Source organism: Halomonas sp. IOP_14 (assembly GCF_021021315.1).
Lineage (GTDB): Bacteria > Pseudomonadota > Gammaproteobacteria > Pseudomonadales > Halomonadaceae > Vreelandella > Vreelandella titanicae.
This window is the reverse complement of record NZ_JAINWD010000053.1, coordinates 1-18,169: the sequence shown is the minus strand read 5'-3', so window position 1 is coordinate 18,169 and position 18,169 is coordinate 1. Positions and strand designations below refer to the sequence as shown.

Below are 18,169 nucleotides of genomic sequence, written 5' to 3'. Positions count from 1 at the left end.
GCGGAAAGCTGTCCTCGCCACGACGAAAGAGACTACTATGCCACCTGCGCCATAATACGCTGCAGGCGCATATACAGCAGTGCGCTGGCGGTGGCCTCTCCAAGCACACTCTGCATGCCCATGACGGGTACTTGCCAGCATGCCAACGCCTGGGCGAAGCTGCTGGGCGCTTCGACCTCCGGGTGCAAACGGCGCAGTTGGCGCTGATGCAGTTTTGCCACATCGACCTGGGCGTTGGGCAGGGCAAAATTCAGCCGCTTACTGAGTAGTGCATTCAATGCTCCAATGCGCTTCTCTAACTGCCAGCCAACGATGGGCCGATTGCCGATAAATTCTACTAGCGCGCTCAAGTTATCACTGTTTGGTGGCAGTATCTCCCCCGCCTCGCACAGCAAGTGATGACGGCGCAGCGTTGCGCTCGCGGGCTGCTTCGCGCTGCCAAGGGTGATCACAAAAGCGCGGCTGGTATGCACCTGCTGATGGCTCAGCACCACTGCCGCCACGCTGATCACAGGTGATGATTGCGTGGGCGTTGCGGTGCAGGCGAGCGCCACCAGCTCTTCGCCCATATAGGGCTGAAACAGCCAGGCATAGGGGGAGTCTGCACAACGACGCCGGTCACTTTCACGCCTTAACAAGGTGCGCAGCGAGCCGCTAAATAGCGTCACATGTCGATCTAACAGCCGCATTCCGCTCACGAATACTCCAAATGGTAACGGTGGGAAAGCCGCTGCTTAAAGTCTTTGACAATATGCATCGCTTCGCGCAGTAGGTCGCGCTCCAGGGAAGAGAGGTTCTGCACCACGACACGGTTAGCGCGTCTGCTGCTTTGGGCGTTAGTTTCTTTCGCATCCGCAGAAGTTTCCAGCGTACTTAGCTGCTGCTTGAGGCGCAGCTCAGAAAAAAGCGCCAACGCTTCGCCCAGGTCATCGGCAAAACGGCGATCCAACCGGCCGTCAGTAACCAGGGCATCCAAGCGATCAAACGTCGAGGTGGCTTTGATGCGCCGCTCAAGCGCCATGGTGCGGACACCGTGCACGATAGGGAAAATACCGCCTTTCTTGATATCGATACCGTGCTGAGGCTTTTTCAGCGAACCAAACAGCGTCAGCGGCGTCGAAAAGCGCAGCGCCGTGCGGGCAAAATAGGAAAGCAGCAGCTCATCGCCCGAGCAGCGTTCAAACAGCTCATCGCGCACGCTCTCAAGCAAGCTCGGGTTGCCCGCCACGCCATGAGCATCGAGCATAATGGCCAGCTTCATCAGGCTATCGCCATCACGCTCCCTGGCCCACTTGGCAATATTACCTTTCCATTGGGATACCGTGGCCACCCACGCGGGGTTAGACACCATAATGTTGCCGGGGCACGGCGGGTAACCAAGCTGAATCAGGGTATCGGTGAGCGTTTGCATATGGCTGGCAAGATCAGGCCACTGGGTTTCATCGGCAAGAATCAAGCCGTTATCCTGATCCGTTTTTAGAATCTGCTCACCGCGCCCTTCGCTGCCCATCACCATCATGCAGCTCTGCTCGTGATAGCGCTTATCGACAGTGAACTCCCAGGCCTTGCTAATAATACGGCCGTTTAGTGCCGCAAGCAGATCCATCGCAAAGCGCAGCTTAACGCCCTGGGCCATCAGCGCTTTGACCAGCTCCGGGGTGCGCTGACTGGCAGCTGAAAGCGACTCTAAGTTGGTCGCCTGCTCGATCTGCAGGCTCACCACATAGCTGCGGCTTGAGAAGTAGCTAAGCACGTCGGTGAGCTCTACAACGCCTTTCAAGACGTTTTGCTCCATCACTACCACCCGCGCCACTTTATGGCGGGTCATCAGCACCAATACTTCAAATAAGTACTGATCCGGTGCGACGGTCACCAAGTTAAAATGGGCGATCTTATCCACCGATGATGTTACCGCGCTGCCCTTTAGCACTAAGGCGTTGAGCAGATCGGTTTTGGTCACCATGCCGAGGGTGTCGTCCTGGGTCGACACCAGCAGGCTGTCGGCGTGACTTTCGTTGAGCTGTTTTACAGCGCTAGCGATATCGGTCGTCGCTGCCATCAGCAGTGGCGCACGCATGCACTCGCTTACCTTGGCCAGCATAAAGCCTGCCATGGTGACGCCACCTTCGGCGCGCTTTTCGGTCATCAGGCGCGCCTTATGGGTCAGCGATTGGCGAAAAAAACTGCTGAAATCAGGATAGTGGCGACACAGCTGCTGAAACAGTGCTTTAGGCATTAGGTAACACAGGCACTCCTGTTCAGCCTTAAAGCGGTAGCGGCTTTTACCGTTGAGAATACTGATCGCGCCAAACAGGTCCCCTGCCGTGTAGTGACCAATACGCGCGGTAGATGAGGGCAATGTAGGATCGATTTCCGCCACTTCGCCTTTATGGATCAGATAAACGAACTCACCCGCTTGGCCAGTCTCTAAAATGATTTCGTCACGATCAAAATAGGCCAGGTCAATGCCACGACGAATATGGTCACGCCCCTCATCGTCAAGGAGCGTAAACGGCAGTTGGGATAGATCCACATCGACCATGGGGTATAACCTCATTAAACAGGCTGCGACTAACCGGGTTGTGTCTTAAGGCGCGCTAGCAGACATAAGCAAAAATAAATAAACGTCGTGACTCGATACTGGCCCACATAAATTGGCCCACACCAGCGCTTCAAAAAAACTGTTATCGATTATTATATGAAGGTGGCTGTACGGGTATAAAGGATTCACTTCCCAAGTAGCAAGTATAACCTTGTTATACCTTTAGCTATCACGCTAAAGTCGAAGCGACTTTTGATACACGACCAAAGTATCGACACTTACTAACCGTGCTTCCGGCAAAACCCAGGACATGTATTTAAAGTAGCCAATAACTGCTTTTATTTGCTCACTAGACTATCGTCCTATAGCTCTTCAAACGCCTACAAAATTCGCTTAAACAGCCTCTAAAAACTCGTATTTTCAATAACATGCATCTTACAAAAAGCCAATTCGTCGTTTATTGATACCAAAGTCTGGGATTTATTTTTTGACGTTTATTGCCCAGTATTAACAATGAGTCATGCAGGGTAATCGCACGTCACTAACTAACTCGACATTTCATATCGAATAATAAGGTGATGTGCTAACAGAAGCTGACTCACCACTCCTATCGATAGGGTGGCTTTAGACGTGCGATTGCCCTGATGGGTCACACGCTATTCCTCGTGAACTTTCCCAACCTTAAAAATCACAAGTGGAGAGCAACACAATGGCAGATGACAAAACCAACGCTGCTGAATACTGGAAAGCAAACGTCCGCTTAATTTTCGGATGCCTGGCTGTTTGGGCATTTGTTTCTTACGGATGCGCTATCCTTTTTCGCCCGCTGCTCGCCGGTATTCCGGTTGGCGGTACCGATCTTGGCTTCTGGTTTGCACAACAGGGCTCAATCCTAACGTTTATCGTGCTGATCTTCTTCTATGCCTGGAAGATGAACAAGCTCGATCAAAAATTTGGCCTTGGGGAGTAAGCCGGTATGAGCCAGTTTGCAATTAACTTACTGTTCGTCGGCGCCTCTTTTGCCTTGTATATAGGCATTGCGATTTGGGCGCGCGCCGGCTCAACGAAAGACTTCTATGTCGCGGGGGGCGGGGTTCACCCGATCACCAATGGCATGGCCACCGCAGCGGACTGGATGTCAGCTGCATCGTTCATTTCCATGGCGGGCCTGCTAGCCTCAGGCGGCTACGCCAACTCTACTTTCCTGATGGGCTGGACTGGTGGCTACGTTATCCTCGCGATGCTGCTAGCACCTTACCTGCGTAAGTTTGGTAAGTTCACCGTGCCTGACTTTATCGGCGACCGCTTCTACAGCAACACCGCTCGCTTAGTGGCTATCGTCTGCTTGATTGTGGCGTCGGTTACCTACGTTATCGGTCAAATGACCGGTGCGGGCGTAGCGTTCTCTCGCTTCCTTGAAGTCAGCAACACCTGGGGTATTTGGTTAGCCGCACTGATCGTTTTCCTCTACGCCGTATTTGGTGGTATGAAAGGCATTACCTATACCCAGGTAGCCCAGTACATCGTGCTAATCATCGCTTACACCATTCCTGCGGTGTTTATTGCCTTCCAACTAACCGGCAACCCGATTCCGATGTTCGGTATGTTCAGCACGCATACTGAATCCGGCATTCCGCTGCTGGCTAAATTGGATGACGTGGTTAGCGCACTTGGCTTCCGCGACTACACCGCCGATGTGGACAACAAACTCAACATGGTGCTGTTTACCCTGTCGCTGATGGTCGGTACTGCCGGTCTACCCCACGTTATCATTCGCTTCTTCACCGTCCCGAAAGTAGCCGATGCTCGCTGGTCTGCTGGCTGGGCGCTGGTGTTCATTGCCCTGCTTTACCTCACGGCTCCTGCGGTCGGTTCAATGGCACGTCTGAATCTGGCGACCACCGTGTACCCAGAGATGGCGGGGCAGGTTGAAAACTACGAAGAGGCTGCGCAAAACCCGATTCTGTACGAAGAACGCCCTGATTGGGTTCGTACATGGGAAGAAACAGGCCTTATCACCTTCAACGATCTCAACAATGACGGCCGTATCCAAATGTATAATGATGCTGCCGACTACTCTGATCGTGGCTGGGAAGGCAACGAGCTAACCGTCAATAATGACATACTGGTACTCGCCAACCCGGAAATTGCCAATCTTCCCGGCTGGGTTATTGGTTTGATTGCAGCGGGTGGTATCGCCGCAGCACTCTCGACAGCTGCAGGCTTGCTGCTGGCGATCTCGTCGGCGATCAGCCACGACTTGATCAAGACCATGATCAATCCCAAGATCACCGAGAAAGGCGAGATGTTGGCAGCGCGAATCTCCATGGGTGGTGCCATCCTGTTGGCCACTTACCTGGGGCTTAATCCGCCGGGGTTTGCAGCACAAACGGTGGCATTAGCCTTTGGTATCGCCGGTGCATCACTGTTCCCCGCGCTGATGATGGGTATCTTCTCCACGCGGATGAACAGCTCAGGCGCGGTCGCCGGTATGCTGGCGGGCTTGATTTGCACCCTGCTTTACATCTTTACCTACCTGGGCTGGTTCTTCGTGCCGGATACCAATATGCTGGCAAACACGCCGGATAACTGGATCTTTGGCATCTCGCCGCTCTCCTTCGGTGCCGTAGGCGCGATGATCAACTTCGCCGTTGCCTTTGCGGTTTCCAGAGTGACAGCTGCACCGCCGCAGGAAATTCAGGATCTGGTGGAAAGCGTTCGCTATCCGAAAGGTGCTGGCATGGCGATAGACCACTAAGTCATACTCCTTCCTGATGCGTTATCGCCATACGGCGATAACGCTTTGGAATCGACCTCATCATCGGGCTTCCTTAGGGAGGCCCGATGGCTTTTATAGATAGCTTTTATAGACGGCTTTTTGAAAGGATAAATTATGATTTGGCACTTGATCGCCGCCGTTTTTGCAGGCCTTGCGGCCGCCGGGATTGGCCTGATACTGCGCAATTTGAGCGGCAAACGTTTACCCAAATGGATAGTCCCGGTGTGTGGCGGACTGGGTATGCTGGGTTATCAAGTTCAGGTGGAGTACAGCTGGTTTGACCACAAGCAGGCACAACTGCCCGAGACCGCCACGGTCATTTCAACCGAAAGCAGCACGGCGGTATGGCGCCCATGGACTTTTGCCATTCCGATGATCACCAAATTCAGCATGGTGGATAGCGAGAACATCCGTATTACCGAGCAGGATGACACCCGTTTAGCGGAATTTATCCTTTATCAGTTTGAGCGCCATCACACCGATATTTTGATCACCCAGCCCTATCTACTCAACTGCGAGAGCCGTGAGCTAGTGCCCCTGGATAAAGACTCCCGCGACCCTATCCTCGAAGAGATACGCACGCTGCGCGAAACATCACCGCTACTCAACAACGTATGCGCCTAGACAAATAAACAGCCCGTGGTACAAACGGTCGTACACGACCCGTTGTTTCGCCTAGAATGAAGCCTTTTGACTGGCGCACGTTAAACACTCTGGCGGGGAGAAAGGCATGTTTCACGGCGGGCTACTGGTAGCGGTTTCGTTACTCTACATTGCCGTTCTATTTGGTATCGCTTGGTACGGTGATCGCCGCGCGCGTACCCACGGCGCCACCCGTCGGCGTCCGATCATCTATAGCTTGGCACTGGCCATTTACTGCACCTCGTGGACGTTTTACGGCGCGGTTGGCCAGGCAGCCACCGCGGGATGGTCGTTTGCGAGCATCTTCGTCGGACCGATTTTAACGTTTTTACTCTTCTGGCCGGTGCTGGCCAAAATGATCCGCGTTGCCAAACATCAAAACGTCACCTCGATTGCCGATTTTATTGCCTCCCGTTACGGCAAAACCCAGTCGCTGGCCGCCTTTGCCAGTCTGGTTGCCCTGGTCGGTACCCTGCCCTACATTGCCCTGCAGCTAAAAGCAGTTTCCACTACTTTTAGCGTTCTTACCGATGCCACCGATGTGACCCATACGCCGTTGTTTGGCGACACGGCCTTCTATGTGGCCATTGTGATGGCAATTTTCGCGATTCTATTCGGCACCCGCCACACCGATGCCACCGAACACCACGAAGGCTTAATCCACGCCGTGGCATTCGAATCGCTGGTCAAGCTGCTCGCCTTCGTGGTGCTTGGCGCCTTTGTTACCTGGGGTATGTTTGATGGCCTGGGTGAGCTGATGGGGCATGCCGAAAGCCAGCTCGAACTCCAGCGCCAGCTGGCCAACCAGGATTTTGGCCAAAGTTTCTGGGCCCAAACGCTGCTCGCGATGCTGGCGATTCTGTGTCTTCCCCGCCAGTTCCATGTGGCAGTGGTGGAAAACATTCACCCTGACGACGCCACGAAAGCGCGCTGGCTGTTTCCACTTTACCTGTTGGCCATTGCCTTTTTTGTGGTGCCCTTAGCCGCCGCTGGTCTGCTGCTGTTTTCCGAAAGCGGCGTAGAGCCCGATACCTACGTACTGGCTCTATCCATGGCCTCGGGCCACCAATGGTTAACGCTACTCACCTTTATCGGCGGTTTCTCGGCGGCCACGGGCATGGTGATTGTCGCCGCTGTGGCCGTGTCGATCATGATCTCCAACGAAATCGTTATCCCGGCGCTGTTCCGGCTGCGCTGGTTTGATACCAAGGCACGGGATTATGGGCGCTTGGTGCTACGTGCGCGGCGTTTAACCATTGTTGCCGTACTGGCCATGGCCTACGGCTTCTACCAGCTAATTGCCGAATTTACCTCGCTGGCCTCGATTGGCATGCTCTCGTTTGCCGCTGCCTCGCAATTTGCCCCAGCGCTGATTGGCGGCCTCTACTGGAAGCGCGGCAACCGGCTTGGGGTGATTGTCGGTATGAATGCGGGCTTCGCCATCTGGGCCTATAGCCTGCTTATGCCCGCGATGATCAATGCTGGTGTGCTGCCGACTGGCTGGCTTGACGGAGGCCCGTTGGGGCTCAATTGGCTATCGCCCACGACGCTGTTCGGCCTCAACTTAGGTGACAGCTTTACCCACGGCGTGATGCTGTCACTCGGGGTAAACCTGTTCTGCTACATTTTCGTTTCCCAAGTTACCTCACAGCGAGTGGTCGAGCGTATTCAGGCCTCACTGTTCGTGGATAGCGTGGAAACACGCCAGACCTCGGTCAACCGCCCCTGGACCGGGGCGACCACCGTGGGCGATTTAAAAGTCCTTTGTGAACGTTTTCTAGGCGCGGGACAGGTCGATCGCGCCTTTGAAGACTACGCCCGCCGGGTGGGTAAACCACTGGACGACGGCACTCGTGCCTCAATCGATATTATTCAGTTCACCGAACGCTTTCTGGCCTCGGTGCTAGGCGCTTCATCGGCACGCATTGTAGTCAACTCGGCACTTCAGGGGCGCGGTATCGGCATATCGGATGTGATTTCGATTGTCGATGAAGCCTCCCAAGTGCTGGAGTTCAACCGGGCGCTGCTTCAGGCCACCATTGAAAACATTAACCAGGGCATCAGCGTGGTCGATCAGAACCTTCGCCTGGTGGTGTGGAACCAGCGCTATCTTGAGCTCTTCCGCTTCCCTGACCACCTGATTCGTGTTGGCGCCCCCATAGACCGTATCTTCCGCTACAACGCCCACAACGGCGAGTATGGCCCGGGTGACCCGGAAGAGCACGTGCAGCTACTGCTCGACAATATTCGCGAAGGCCAACCCCACCGCTATGTGCGCTACCGCCAGGATGGCAGCGTGCTGGAAGTGCAGGGCAACCCAATGCCTGGCGGCGGTTTTGTGTATACCTACCAGGATATTACCCAGCAAAAGCGCATCGAAGAGGCGCTGATTCGCTCGGAAAACAATATCCGTATCTATACCGATAACGTGCCCGCGTTGATTGCCTACTTCGACAAAGAGTGCCGCTACCTATTTACCAACCGAGCCTACGAGCAGGCGTTCAATATTGACCGCAACGCAGTCATTGGTCGCCGCTTTGAAGACGTGCTGCCAATTAAGCAGGCGGAGGAGCGCGCGCCATGGGTCGCACGAGCCTTGAACGGCGAACGGGTCAGCTTTGAAGTCTCGCTGCGGGTGAATGAAGCCATGCGCTATATGCTGGTCACTTACACGCCGCACTTTGGTGACAGCCAGGCGATCCTGGGCTTCTTTGCGCTCTATCAGGATATTACCGAACGCCGTCAGGCTGAAATTGCCCTTAAAGAGACCAATGAAACCCTGGAAGAGCGCGTGCGTGAGCGTACCCAGGCGCTCTCTGAAGCCAACGCGGCGTTGCGCCAGGAGAACCGGGTACGCGCCGAGGCAGAGCTCGCCCTGCGCCAGGCTAAGCAGCTCGCAGAAGATGCCAACGCTTCCAAAACGCGCTTTTTGGCCGCGGCCAGCCACGACTTGCTGCAGCCGCTTAACGCGGCACGGCTATTTACCTCCGCGCTGATGCAGAACGTGACTACGACCGACACCCAGCGCATCGTTGGCCATATCGATAACTCGCTGCAGGCCGCCGAGGAACTGCTAAGCACCCTGCTGGATATCTCCAAGCTGGACGCAGGCGCCCTAACGCCCCGCCGCAGTCACTTTGCCCTAGCGGATATCTTCCGCCCGTTACGCGCCGAATTTGAGGTGATGGCGGACGATCGCGGATTAGATTTAGAAGTCGTGCCTACCCAGCTTTGGGTCGACTCAGATCCTCAAATGCTGCGCCGTATCGTGCAAAACTTCTTATCCAATGCGATTCGCTACACTCAAGAGGGGCGCGTGCTGTTGGGCTGCCGTCGCCAAAATGGCTGGCTCTCTATTGAAGTGTGGGACAGCGGCCCCGGCATTCCCGAGTCTAAATTGAGCGAAATTTTTCAGGAATTCCGCCGATTGGATCAGGTCTCCCGCCACAAAGAGAGCGAGAAAGGGCTGGGGCTAGGGCTCTCCATTGCCGACCGTATGAGCCGGGTGCTGGATCATCCTATCAAGGTACGCTCGACGGTAGGCAAAGGCGCGGTTTTCTCGGTTAGCGTACCGATTGTCACCACCCACGAGTCAACCAGCACCGAGCTTGAGCCGCATGCACGGCGCGGCAGCCATAAGCTGAGCGGTACGCGGATTGTATGCATCGACAACGAGACGCTGATTCTGGAAGGCATGACCGCCATGCTTAGCGGCTGGGGCTGCGAGGTGTTTACCGCCACCAGTATCGGCGGGGCCAAATCGATCCTACGCAATATGGATGGCGACCCTGACGCTATTCTGGCGGACTACCACCTGGATAACGAAGTCACCGGCTTAATGGCGCTGGAAGCACTCAGCGAACGTTTTGAGGGGGCGGTACCGGGGATTGTGATTACCGCTGACCGTACCGAAGCGGTAGCTGAAGAGATCAAGCGGGCGGGCTATCAACTGCTGCTGAAGCCCGTTAAACCGGCGGCACTACGGGCGCTACTAACGCGCACGCTGCAGGCCAATCGTGCGGCGCGCTAAGCGCGCCGCGGTTAACACAGTCGTTGTTTGCTACTTGCTTAGGAAACGACTTTCGGCGGCTCGACTTCAAGCTTCTGAGCCGCGATAACCGCCTGGGTACGTGAGTGTACGCCCAGCTTGCGTAGAATCGCAGTCACGTGGGCTTTGATCGTGGCTTCAGAGACGCTCAGTTCATAAGCGATCTGTTTATTCAGCAGGCCTTCGGTCAGCATATTCAAGACGCGGAATTGCTGGGGCGTTAGCGAAGCAATCGCCTCGGCAAAACGCGACTCCTCTTCGCTGGTCTCTTCCAGCACGTTGGCCAACGCCTCAGGTAACCACACCTCGCCCTGCAGAATTTCGCCGACGGCTTCAGCAATTAGTTGTAGAGACGATGATTTAGGGATAAAACCCGACGCGCCGTAGTCAATAGCACGACGAACCACGTAGGGTTCATCACTACCAGACACTACCGCAACGGGGATATCAGGCATTTGACCACGCAGTTGGATCAAACCAGAGAAGCCATGGGCTCCCGGCATATGCAGATCCAGCAGAATCAAATCGGCATCTGGGTGGCGATTCACCACGTCAGTGGTGGCTTCCATGGTGTCCGCTTCGACAATTTCCGCCTGGGGGGCCAACTGGCGTAACGCTTGGGTCAGCGCTGCACGAAACAGCGGGTGATCGTCAGCGACGATAAACTTATGAGCTACTGCCATGGATATTCCTCCGGTTCCTCGAGCAGCGGGGTTGTCTGCCGCCGCGACGCTAGGCTCTTACGGTTGTGAAGCATGGTACCCCATGGGCTTCATCATGCCCAAGCATCACATGCACAATTTATAATAGATCGTTCACACAAGCGAAACACGTGTCCATAAACGCTTATCTATAAACGCGCCTCTATAAACACAACCGTGCCGACCTACTCAGGTCGGCACGGCTTTGAGTCGGCACACAAGCTCTATTGGGCTAAACAGCCTATCGCGTTGTCGCCATTATTGGTTGGCGCGATGCTCAATCAGCTCATCGACCACCGACGGGTCGGCCAGCGTACTGGTATCACCCAAACCATCACACTCATTGGCGGCAATCTTGCGCAAAATGCGGCGCATGATTTTACCCGAGCGGGTTTTCGGCAAACCTGGCGCCCACTGGATGACATCCGGCGAAGCAATCGGGCCAATATCTTTGCGCACCCACTGGGTCAGCTCTTTTTTGAGTTCGTCTGTCGCCTCGATACCGTCACTCAGGGTGACATAGATATAGATGCCTTGTCCCTTAATATCGTGCGGGAAACCAACAACGGCTGCTTCTGCAACGGCGCTGTGCGCTACCAGAGAGGACTCTATCTCGGCGGTGCCCATGCGGTGACCCGAAACGTTCAGCACGTCGTCCACACGCCCGGTGATCCAGTAGTAGCCATCCTCATCGCGGCGACAGCCGTCACCCGTGAAGTACATACCGTCGTAGGTCGAGAAATAAGTCTGAACATAGCGCTCGTGGTCACCCCAAATAGAGCGCGCCTGTCCCGGCCAGGCGTCAAGGATCACCAGGTTGCCTTCAGTGGCGCCTTCCAGTTGATTGCCTTCGTTATCGACCAGCGCGGGCTTCACACCGAAGAACGGTACGGTCGCAGAGCCAGGTTTAAGCGGCGTAGCGCCCGGCAGCGGCGCAATCATGATGCCGCCGGTTTCGGTTTGCCACCAGGTATCCACAATCGGGCATTTTTCGTTGCCGATAACGCGGTAGAACCACTCCCAGGCTTCCGGGTTAATCGGTTCGCCCACGGAGCCCAACAGCCGCAGGCTATCGCGCTTGCTGGAGTCCATGACGTTTTCGCCATGGGCCATCAGAGCACGCACCGCGGTGGGCGCAGTATAGAGAATATTAACGTTGTGCTTATCAACGATATCACCCATACGGCCATGGGTGGGATAGCTGGGAACACCCTCAAACATCAGGGTAGTCGCACCGTTGGCCAAGGGGCCATAAACGATATAGCTGTGCCCGGTAACCCAGCCAACGTCCGCGGTGCACCAGTAGATTTCACCCTCTTGATAGTCAAACACGTACTGGTGGGTCATGGCGGCGTAGGTCAGGTAGCCGCCGGTGGTGTGCTTCAAGCCTTTAGGCGCACCGGTAGAACCCGAGGTGTAGAGAATGAATAGCGGGTCTTCGGCGCCCATGGCTTCCGGTTCACACTCGTTGGACTGCTTGTCGACCAGCTCGTCAAACCAGACATCGCGACCCTCTTTCCACTCGATCTCACCGCCGGTGCGCTTCACCACCAGGACGTTTTTGCACACATCAGTGCCGTCACGGGTCAGCGCGGCGTCCACGTTCTCTTTCAGCGGTACGTGCTTACCACCGCGCACCGACTCATCAGCGGTAATCACCAGCTTGGAGTCGGCGCCAATAACCCGCTGGGCAACGGCGTCCGGCGAGAAGCCACCAAAGACAACCGAGTGAACGGCCCCGATGCGCGAACAGGCCAACATAGCCATGGCGGCTTCGGGAATCATCGGCATATACAGCGTAACGGTATCGCCTTTACCGATACCCAGCTCTTTCAGCGCGTTGGCTAGCTGGTTCGTGCGTGCATAGAGTTCGCGATAAGTAATGTGTTTGGACTCATCGGGGTTGTCGCCTTCCCAAATGATCGCTGTCTGGTCACCGCGCTTATCCAGATGGCGGTCAAGGCAGTTGGCGCTGACGTTAAGCAGGCCATCCTCAAACCAACGAATATCGACATTGTCACGCGCAAAGGAGGTGTTTTTGATTTTGCTGGGCGCTTTAATCCAGTCGAGGCGTTTGGCTTGCTCAGCCCAGAAGCCTTCCGGGTCGTCTATCGACTGCTGATACATGGCCTCATATTTGGCTTTATCGGCCCAGGCATTGGCGGCGAAATCGTCGCGCACCGGATAGACCTTCTGTTGATCGCTCATAAAATTGCCTCTGTCCGTGAAAATGCACTCTCTAAGAAACTGTAGTCGATACGATTATTTATGGGCTTATTGACCATTATCGGGCGTATCGGCTGCCATTAATGTTCCCCTAGCATAAACCTCCTCGCGCAGGCTTCCCTTTAGACATTGGTATTATCATTTTTTATTTAAAAAACAAACATTTATAAACAAATCACGAGACGACTTCCGGCCTGTAGACCAAGGTCTTAGCGCAGTGTCGGCAACGATAATGACGCCCGTTTACCACTAAAGCATGACGTCTTGGGGTAAATTGATGAAAGCGGCAATCGCATTGGTAACGATAAGGTGCGGACTGCGCCTGCTTAATATCAAACCGATGGGTAACACTGGGAACTAAACCAAAAAGGTCGCGCATGACCGTTTTCCACTCGCGGCCGTGGGGTTTTAAACGCGGGCCGTTGTCCAAATGAAACACCAGCCAGTGAGCCATTTCGTGGGGAATCACCTCATCAAAAAACGCCGTGCGGTTCTCTCTCAGTAACACCGGGTTTAAGCGTAACCCGCCGTGACCAAGATGCGCCTGGCCGGCCGAAGCGCCGCGCAGGTTAAACCACACATTTGGGGCTGGCAGCGCTGGGCACACTTCACAGCAGCGCTGCCACGCTTGTTCGACGCGAACTCGCGCGGCCTGATGCAACTCTGTTTCCGACATAGCCGCCAATTCAGTGGCAGGCCAAGGAGGCAGTGGTGACGTCTTCATTAGTGATAAACTAGCCGTTATAGGTAACCATTGATGAACGTTTGTATTAACGAGGCTTTACTCATGGCAGAGCGCAGCGATACGCCTGAAACGAACACGCCACCGCAGCCACTGCTCGAGGATGAGCAGTTGGATAGATTGGACGACTTCCTTGACTCGGATCAAGTGGATGAAGACGCCCTGGATCTTATTTCCACCCATGGCTTTTTAGTGGCCCTTGCCGTGGCACCCAGCGAAGTACCGGCGACCCAGTGGCTGACTGAGCTGTTTCAGGGTGAGCCTCGCTACGCCGATGACGCCGAGCGTGATGAGATTATTACCCTGCTCACACTGTTACGCGACAACGCGGTGGCGGTACTCGAGCAAGGCGGCTTACCGGAACTGCCGTTTGAACTAACGTTGGGAGGAGAACCCGCCGAGGAAACCCCTATAGGCGACTGGTGTGCGGGCTTTATGGAAGGCGTCTTCAGCGACGAGAGCGCTTGGTTCCAGGACGATGAAGAGGCCGCCGCCGCCCTGCTGCTGCCGTTTATGCTGCTCTCCGGGCTGTTCGACGATGAGCCGGACTTGGCCGAGCTGGCTAAAGATCAAGAACGCCAGGAGTCGCTGGTAGTGCAGTTGCCGGAACTGGTTTTGGATCTTTACCTGCATTACCGCGTGCCACCGGAAACGCCCAAACCCAAACCGCGTAAAAAAACGCCTGCAAAAGGTAAAAAGCGCTAGGTGCTTAGGCTAAATACTTAGCGTAGACACTATTTAAGCCGCGTTACCATGGCATCCAGCACGCCATAGATCCACTCACGGGCGCGCTGCCTCCAGGGGCGCGCCGCCCAAGCCGCGGCGTCTACCTCCTGGCTGGCGGCAAAGTTTCGCTCGAACAGTTCGCGCACGTCCGCCGCGAGCTTCGGATCCATTGCTTCCTGGTTTGCCTCTAGGTTCCAGTGCAGATTCCAGTGGTCAAAGTTACACGAACCAATGCTCACCCACTCATCGGCGAGCACAAATTTGGCGTGGATAAAGGTCGGCTGAAACTCAAAAATGCGCACCCCAGCCTTGAGCATGGTGTGATAAAAGCGCTGACCGGCAAAGCGAACGCTGGGATGATCATGCTTTGCCCCCGGTAGCAGTAAGCGTACGTCTATCCCTCTGCGAGCCGCCCGAACCAAACGCCGACGCAGGGCAAAGGTGGGCACAAAATAGGGTGTGCATAACCAGAGTCGTTCATTTACCTGGCTGACCCGATAATGCAATGAGTGGCGAATCGCTTGATAACGATAGCCACGCGCCGACATCGCCCGTCCAGGCACGCCATTGGCAAGCGCCTGAGGCTCACGACGCTCTGGGAGAGCCGCCGCGCGTCTATCGCCCTTCTCGACGCGGGTCAGCCGCGAATGCCATAGGCGCCGAAACAGCAGTTCCCAATCGGCCACCACCGGCCCTTCAATACGCAGGGCAATTTCGTACCAGGCATTCAAAAACTCATCCACCGCGCCAAAGCCACCGGTGAACGCCAGCTCGCCGTCAATAACCATTATTTTGCGATGGTCACGACTCAGGTTCAGCGCTAAAGAGTGGAAACCAATGGGGTTAAAAAAGCGCAGCTGAACATCGCCCTGCTTCAGGCGCTGGCGATCACTCCCGGAGAGGCCCATCGAGCCATAGCCATCCAGCAGTAAACAGACGCGAACACCGCGCTGCGCTGCATCAGTCAATACCTCAATGACTTGATCTGCAAGCTCCCCTGATTCCATCAAGTAGAGCTCTACCAGCACATAGTGCCGCGCATTATGCACCGCTTCAAACATAGCGGGCAGAAAGCGTGAGGCCTCCGGCAGCAGCGTAAATCGATTACCTTCTCGCCACGCGTTCTGCATGGGTGCTCCTTGCTTAGCCACTGATAAGTACACTAACGAGCTACCGTGCTAATGAGCGATGTACATACAGATCGTAGCGGCTGGTTTTACCCTCAAGGGTATGTTGCGGCACTGGCCCCGCAATAGGCGGCGCCTTACGGGGGCGCTTAACCACCACGCGATGAGTGGCCACATCCAACGCCGCTTCTAGTAATCGCGGGGCATCGTTATCATCACCAGCCAACTCGCGGAACAGACGCATCTCTTTTTTCACCAACGCTGATTTCTCACGATGGGGAAACATCGGATCCAGGTGTATCACCTGCGGTGAAAAGTGAGCACTGGCAACCAATTCAGCCAGGGATTGAGCCGCATCCCCATGACGCAGTGTCATGCGGGCAACAATATCCACTGTATCGCTATGCCTGGAGGCACGTTTCAGGCCATCCTCCAGCAGCGCTGCAATCGCTGCAACCCGCTCAATTAACAACACCTGGGCACCTAGGCTGGCCAATACAAACGCATCCCGCCCCAACCCTGCCGTAGCATCAACGATGCAGGGCGTCACGCCCTTGGAAAGCCCACAGGCCTTTGCGACCAGCTGACCACGCCCACCACCAAAGCGGCGCCGATGGGCCGCTTTGCCCGCCACAAAATCAACGCTGAGCGGCTTGCCGTAGCGTTTTTCATCACCGACCAGCGCCAACCCCTCATCGCCCTGCACCAAGCGCAGGCCGTCAGGCAGAACGATGCTCTCAACATCGGCCTCAACATCGCTCATGCGGGCTTTTTCCAGGCAACGTCGTTGCGCAGATAAACCGGCTGAACCAAGTGCGCGGCCTGCCCCAACCCAGCGGCAAAATCACGCGCCGCCAGCCACGCCATCTCTTCGGCGCGGGGCTCTAAATCATCCAAATGTTGGGGCATGCTGAGCTGTACATCGACAGTGAAGCGCTCCCACAGCGTAAAGCCGCTGCCTACACCTACCCAGTCGGTTTCGTCGCCTGGCAGGCGAAGTGCTTCAGGGGCCAGCACCGCCTCGGCGCTCATCGGTGTGATGGTATCTTTAAGGCAGTGCCACGTCGCGGCGTATACCTCGCCCATGCGGGCATCTAAGGCAGTCACCACGTGGCGGAGGTGATAGCGACGATGGGCCTGAAGGGCCAGCGCCTCCAAAGTAGACACCCCCAGCAACGGGCAATCCAAACCAAACGCCAACCCCTGGGCTGCCCCCGCCGCGATACGCAGTCCGGTAAACGAACCCGGCCCTCGGCCAAACGCTACGGCATCAAGCTGGGAAGGGGTTACCTGCGCTTCGGCAAGCACTTCGTCCACCATAGGTAACAACCGACGGGTATGGGCGCGAGGCGTCATCTCGAAGCGCGCCAGGCACTCAGTGCCCGAATCGCCCTGGCGCAGTAAGGCTGCAGAACAGGCGCTTGAAGAGGCGTCCAGGGCAAGCAGATGTAACGGCATAGCAAGTGGCCACTCGAAAGAAAGGTTGCGGCATTATACCTTTGTCACGCTAATACGACGATGACCCGCATTAGGCGGGCCATCGGCAAAGGCGTAAAATCAGTTAAGGGTTATTATCAACTGAGGGCCCTTATCAGCTAAGGGCTTCTTTAACCTGGCGGGTAATATCCGTCACACTGCCAACACCTTCAATGCGGTGGTACTGGGGCGCGCTCTGGGGATCCTGCTCGGCCCACTGCTGATAGTAATCAACCAGAGGGGCCGTTTGATCGTGGTAAACGGATAGGCGATTACGCACCGTGGACTCTTGGTCGTCTTCACGCTGAATAAGTGTTTCACCGGTCACATCATCTTTGCCTGGTTCTTTGGGCGGATTGTGCTCAACGTGATAAACCCGACCCGATGCCTGATGCACACGGCGTCCCGCCAAGCGACTAACGATCTCTTCATCGGGTACGGCAATTTCCACCACGTGATCCAGCTTAACGCCGCCCTCTTTCATGGCGTCGGCCTGGGGGATCGTGCGTGGGAAACCATCGAACAGAAAGCCGTTCTCGCAGTCGGGCTGACTGATGCGCTCTTTGACCAAGTCAATGATGATGTCATCAGACACCAGGCCACCACTGTTCATGATCTCTTTTACTTTCAAGCCCAGCTCTGTGCCATCTTTAATGGCCGTGCGCAGCATATCCCCGGTGGAAATCTGAGGAATCTTAAATTGCTCACAAATAAACTGAGCTTGAGTCCCCTTCCCCGCGCCGGGGGCACCCAACAGGATTAAACGCATGGCACTGCTCCTTGAAGTTCTTGGTATGAAAAAAGAGTTCGAAAAATGAGTATGTGAATTCTGTTAACTGACAATAACCGCGCCTCTCAAGCGACACAACTCCCCAAAAGCCTGAGAAACCCGCTTTTGTTTCAATTTTTTTAAATTAAAACAGCCAAATGCCCTAAATCTACCACTTTGGTCGCCCTGCGAGAGGTTTAGGCAGCATTTACGTTTAGTAAACACAAGCGGCGCCCCTAGGGGCGCCGCTTGTGAAAGCACATCGCTACCAATTACAGCAGTAAGCGACGAATGTCGGTGAGCACATCGGCCAGGAAGGCGGTAAAGCGTGCCGCATCGGCGCCGTTGATCGCACGGTGATCGTAGGAGAGCGACAGCGGCATCATCAGGC

At 55.5% G+C, this 18,169-nt stretch carries 15 protein-coding genes; 5 read left to right on the top strand and 10 right to left on the bottom strand.

The features are described from left to right. Window positions 1-35: 35 nt before the first annotated feature. Both K7H09_RS22265 and K7H09_RS22260 read right to left on the bottom strand, forming a co-directional pair. Window positions 36-689: a DNA polymerase III subunit epsilon gene (locus K7H09_RS22265; RefSeq protein ID WP_041158893.1), complete on the bottom strand. Its 654-nt coding sequence runs from the start codon at window positions 687-689 to the stop codon at window positions 36-38. A gap of 5 nt (window positions 690-694) precedes the next feature. Beyond that, window positions 695-2,542 carry a DUF294 nucleotidyltransferase-like domain-containing protein gene (locus K7H09_RS22260; protein WP_141440702.1) on the bottom strand — a complete coding sequence of 616 codons (1,848 nt, stop codon included), beginning with the start codon at window positions 2,540-2,542 and terminating at the stop codon, window positions 695-697. A 709-nt stretch (window positions 2,543-3,251) separates the two neighbouring features. Here K7H09_RS22260 and K7H09_RS22255 point away from each other — a divergent pair. The 4 genes from K7H09_RS22255 (at window position 3,252) to K7H09_RS22240 (ending at window position 9,993) form a co-directional block, all read left to right on the top strand. Next, window positions 3,252-3,512, top strand: a complete 261-nt coding sequence (locus K7H09_RS22255; RefSeq protein ID WP_007113808.1) for a DUF4212 domain-containing protein — start codon at window positions 3,252-3,254, stop codon at window positions 3,510-3,512. Window positions 3,513-3,518: 6 nt separating this feature from the next. Continuing rightward, window positions 3,519-5,300 (top strand): sodium:solute symporter family protein, encoded by a 1,782-nt coding sequence (locus K7H09_RS22250; RefSeq protein ID WP_009287414.1) that lies wholly within the window; start codon window positions 3,519-3,521, stop codon window positions 5,298-5,300. 135 nt (window positions 5,301-5,435) lie between these two features. Beyond that, window positions 5,436-5,945, top strand: a complete 510-nt coding sequence (locus tag K7H09_RS22245; protein ID WP_022522135.1) for a hypothetical protein — start codon at window positions 5,436-5,438, stop codon at window positions 5,943-5,945. 106 nt (window positions 5,946-6,051) lie between these two features. Then, on the top strand, window positions 6,052-9,993 hold the full coding sequence (locus K7H09_RS22240; protein WP_230806064.1) for a hybrid sensor histidine kinase/response regulator: 3,942 nt from the start codon (window positions 6,052-6,054) through the stop codon (window positions 9,991-9,993). A gap of 38 nt (window positions 9,994-10,031) precedes the next feature. Here the strand turns inward: K7H09_RS22240 and K7H09_RS22235 are convergent, their stop codons facing one another. From K7H09_RS22235 to K7H09_RS22225, 3 genes are all read right to left on the bottom strand, one after another. Then, window positions 10,032-10,694 carry a response regulator gene (locus K7H09_RS22235; RefSeq protein ID WP_007113812.1) on the bottom strand — a complete coding sequence of 221 codons (663 nt, stop codon included), beginning with the start codon at window positions 10,692-10,694 and terminating at the stop codon, window positions 10,032-10,034. A 276-nt stretch (window positions 10,695-10,970) separates the two neighbouring features. Continuing rightward, complete coding sequence (gene acs / locus K7H09_RS22230) at window positions 10,971-12,920, bottom strand: acetate--CoA ligase (RefSeq protein WP_041158895.1); 1,950 nt, start codon at window positions 12,918-12,920, stop codon at window positions 10,971-10,973. A gap of 193 nt (window positions 12,921-13,113) precedes the next feature. Beyond that, the gene (locus K7H09_RS22225) at window positions 13,114-13,662 is read right to left on the bottom strand and encodes a SprT family zinc-dependent metalloprotease (RefSeq protein WP_027958146.1); all 549 of its coding nucleotides are present in this window, start codon (window positions 13,660-13,662) and stop codon (window positions 13,114-13,116) included. A 63-nt stretch (window positions 13,663-13,725) separates the two neighbouring features. On the opposite strand from K7H09_RS22225, the gene K7H09_RS22220 reads away from it, so the two are divergent. Beyond that, on the top strand, window positions 13,726-14,385 hold the full coding sequence (locus tag K7H09_RS22220) for a YecA/YgfB family protein (RefSeq protein WP_022522130.1): 660 nt from the start codon (window positions 13,726-13,728) through the stop codon (window positions 14,383-14,385). A gap of 29 nt (window positions 14,386-14,414) precedes the next feature. On the opposite strand, the gene K7H09_RS22215 is transcribed toward K7H09_RS22220, so the two are convergent. The 5 genes from K7H09_RS22215 to K7H09_RS22195 form a co-directional block, all read right to left on the bottom strand. Next, complete coding sequence (locus K7H09_RS22215) at window positions 14,415-15,536, bottom strand: phospholipase D-like domain-containing protein (RefSeq protein WP_027958147.1); 1,122 nt, start codon at window positions 15,534-15,536, stop codon at window positions 14,415-14,417. A gap of 40 nt (window positions 15,537-15,576) precedes the next feature. Further along, window positions 15,577-16,296, bottom strand: a complete 720-nt coding sequence (locus tag K7H09_RS22210) for a class I SAM-dependent methyltransferase (protein WP_022522128.1) — start codon at window positions 16,294-16,296, stop codon at window positions 15,577-15,579. Continuing rightward, window positions 16,293-16,991 (bottom strand): tRNA (adenosine(37)-N6)-threonylcarbamoyltransferase complex dimerization subunit type 1 TsaB, encoded by a 699-nt coding sequence (tsaB, locus tag K7H09_RS22205; RefSeq protein ID WP_022522127.1) that lies wholly within the window; start codon window positions 16,989-16,991, stop codon window positions 16,293-16,295. The genes K7H09_RS22210 and tsaB overlap by 4 nt, the downstream gene beginning before the upstream one ends. A 133-nt stretch (window positions 16,992-17,124) precedes the next feature. Then, window positions 17,125-17,778 carry an adenylate kinase gene (adk, locus tag K7H09_RS22200; RefSeq protein WP_022522126.1) on the bottom strand — a complete coding sequence of 218 codons (654 nt, stop codon included), beginning with the start codon at window positions 17,776-17,778 and terminating at the stop codon, window positions 17,125-17,127. Window positions 17,779-18,050: 272 nt separating this feature from the next. Beyond that, window positions 18,051-18,169: 2-oxo acid dehydrogenase subunit E2 (locus tag K7H09_RS22195; RefSeq protein WP_230806066.1), on the bottom strand; the 119-nt coding region annotated here is incomplete at its 5' end.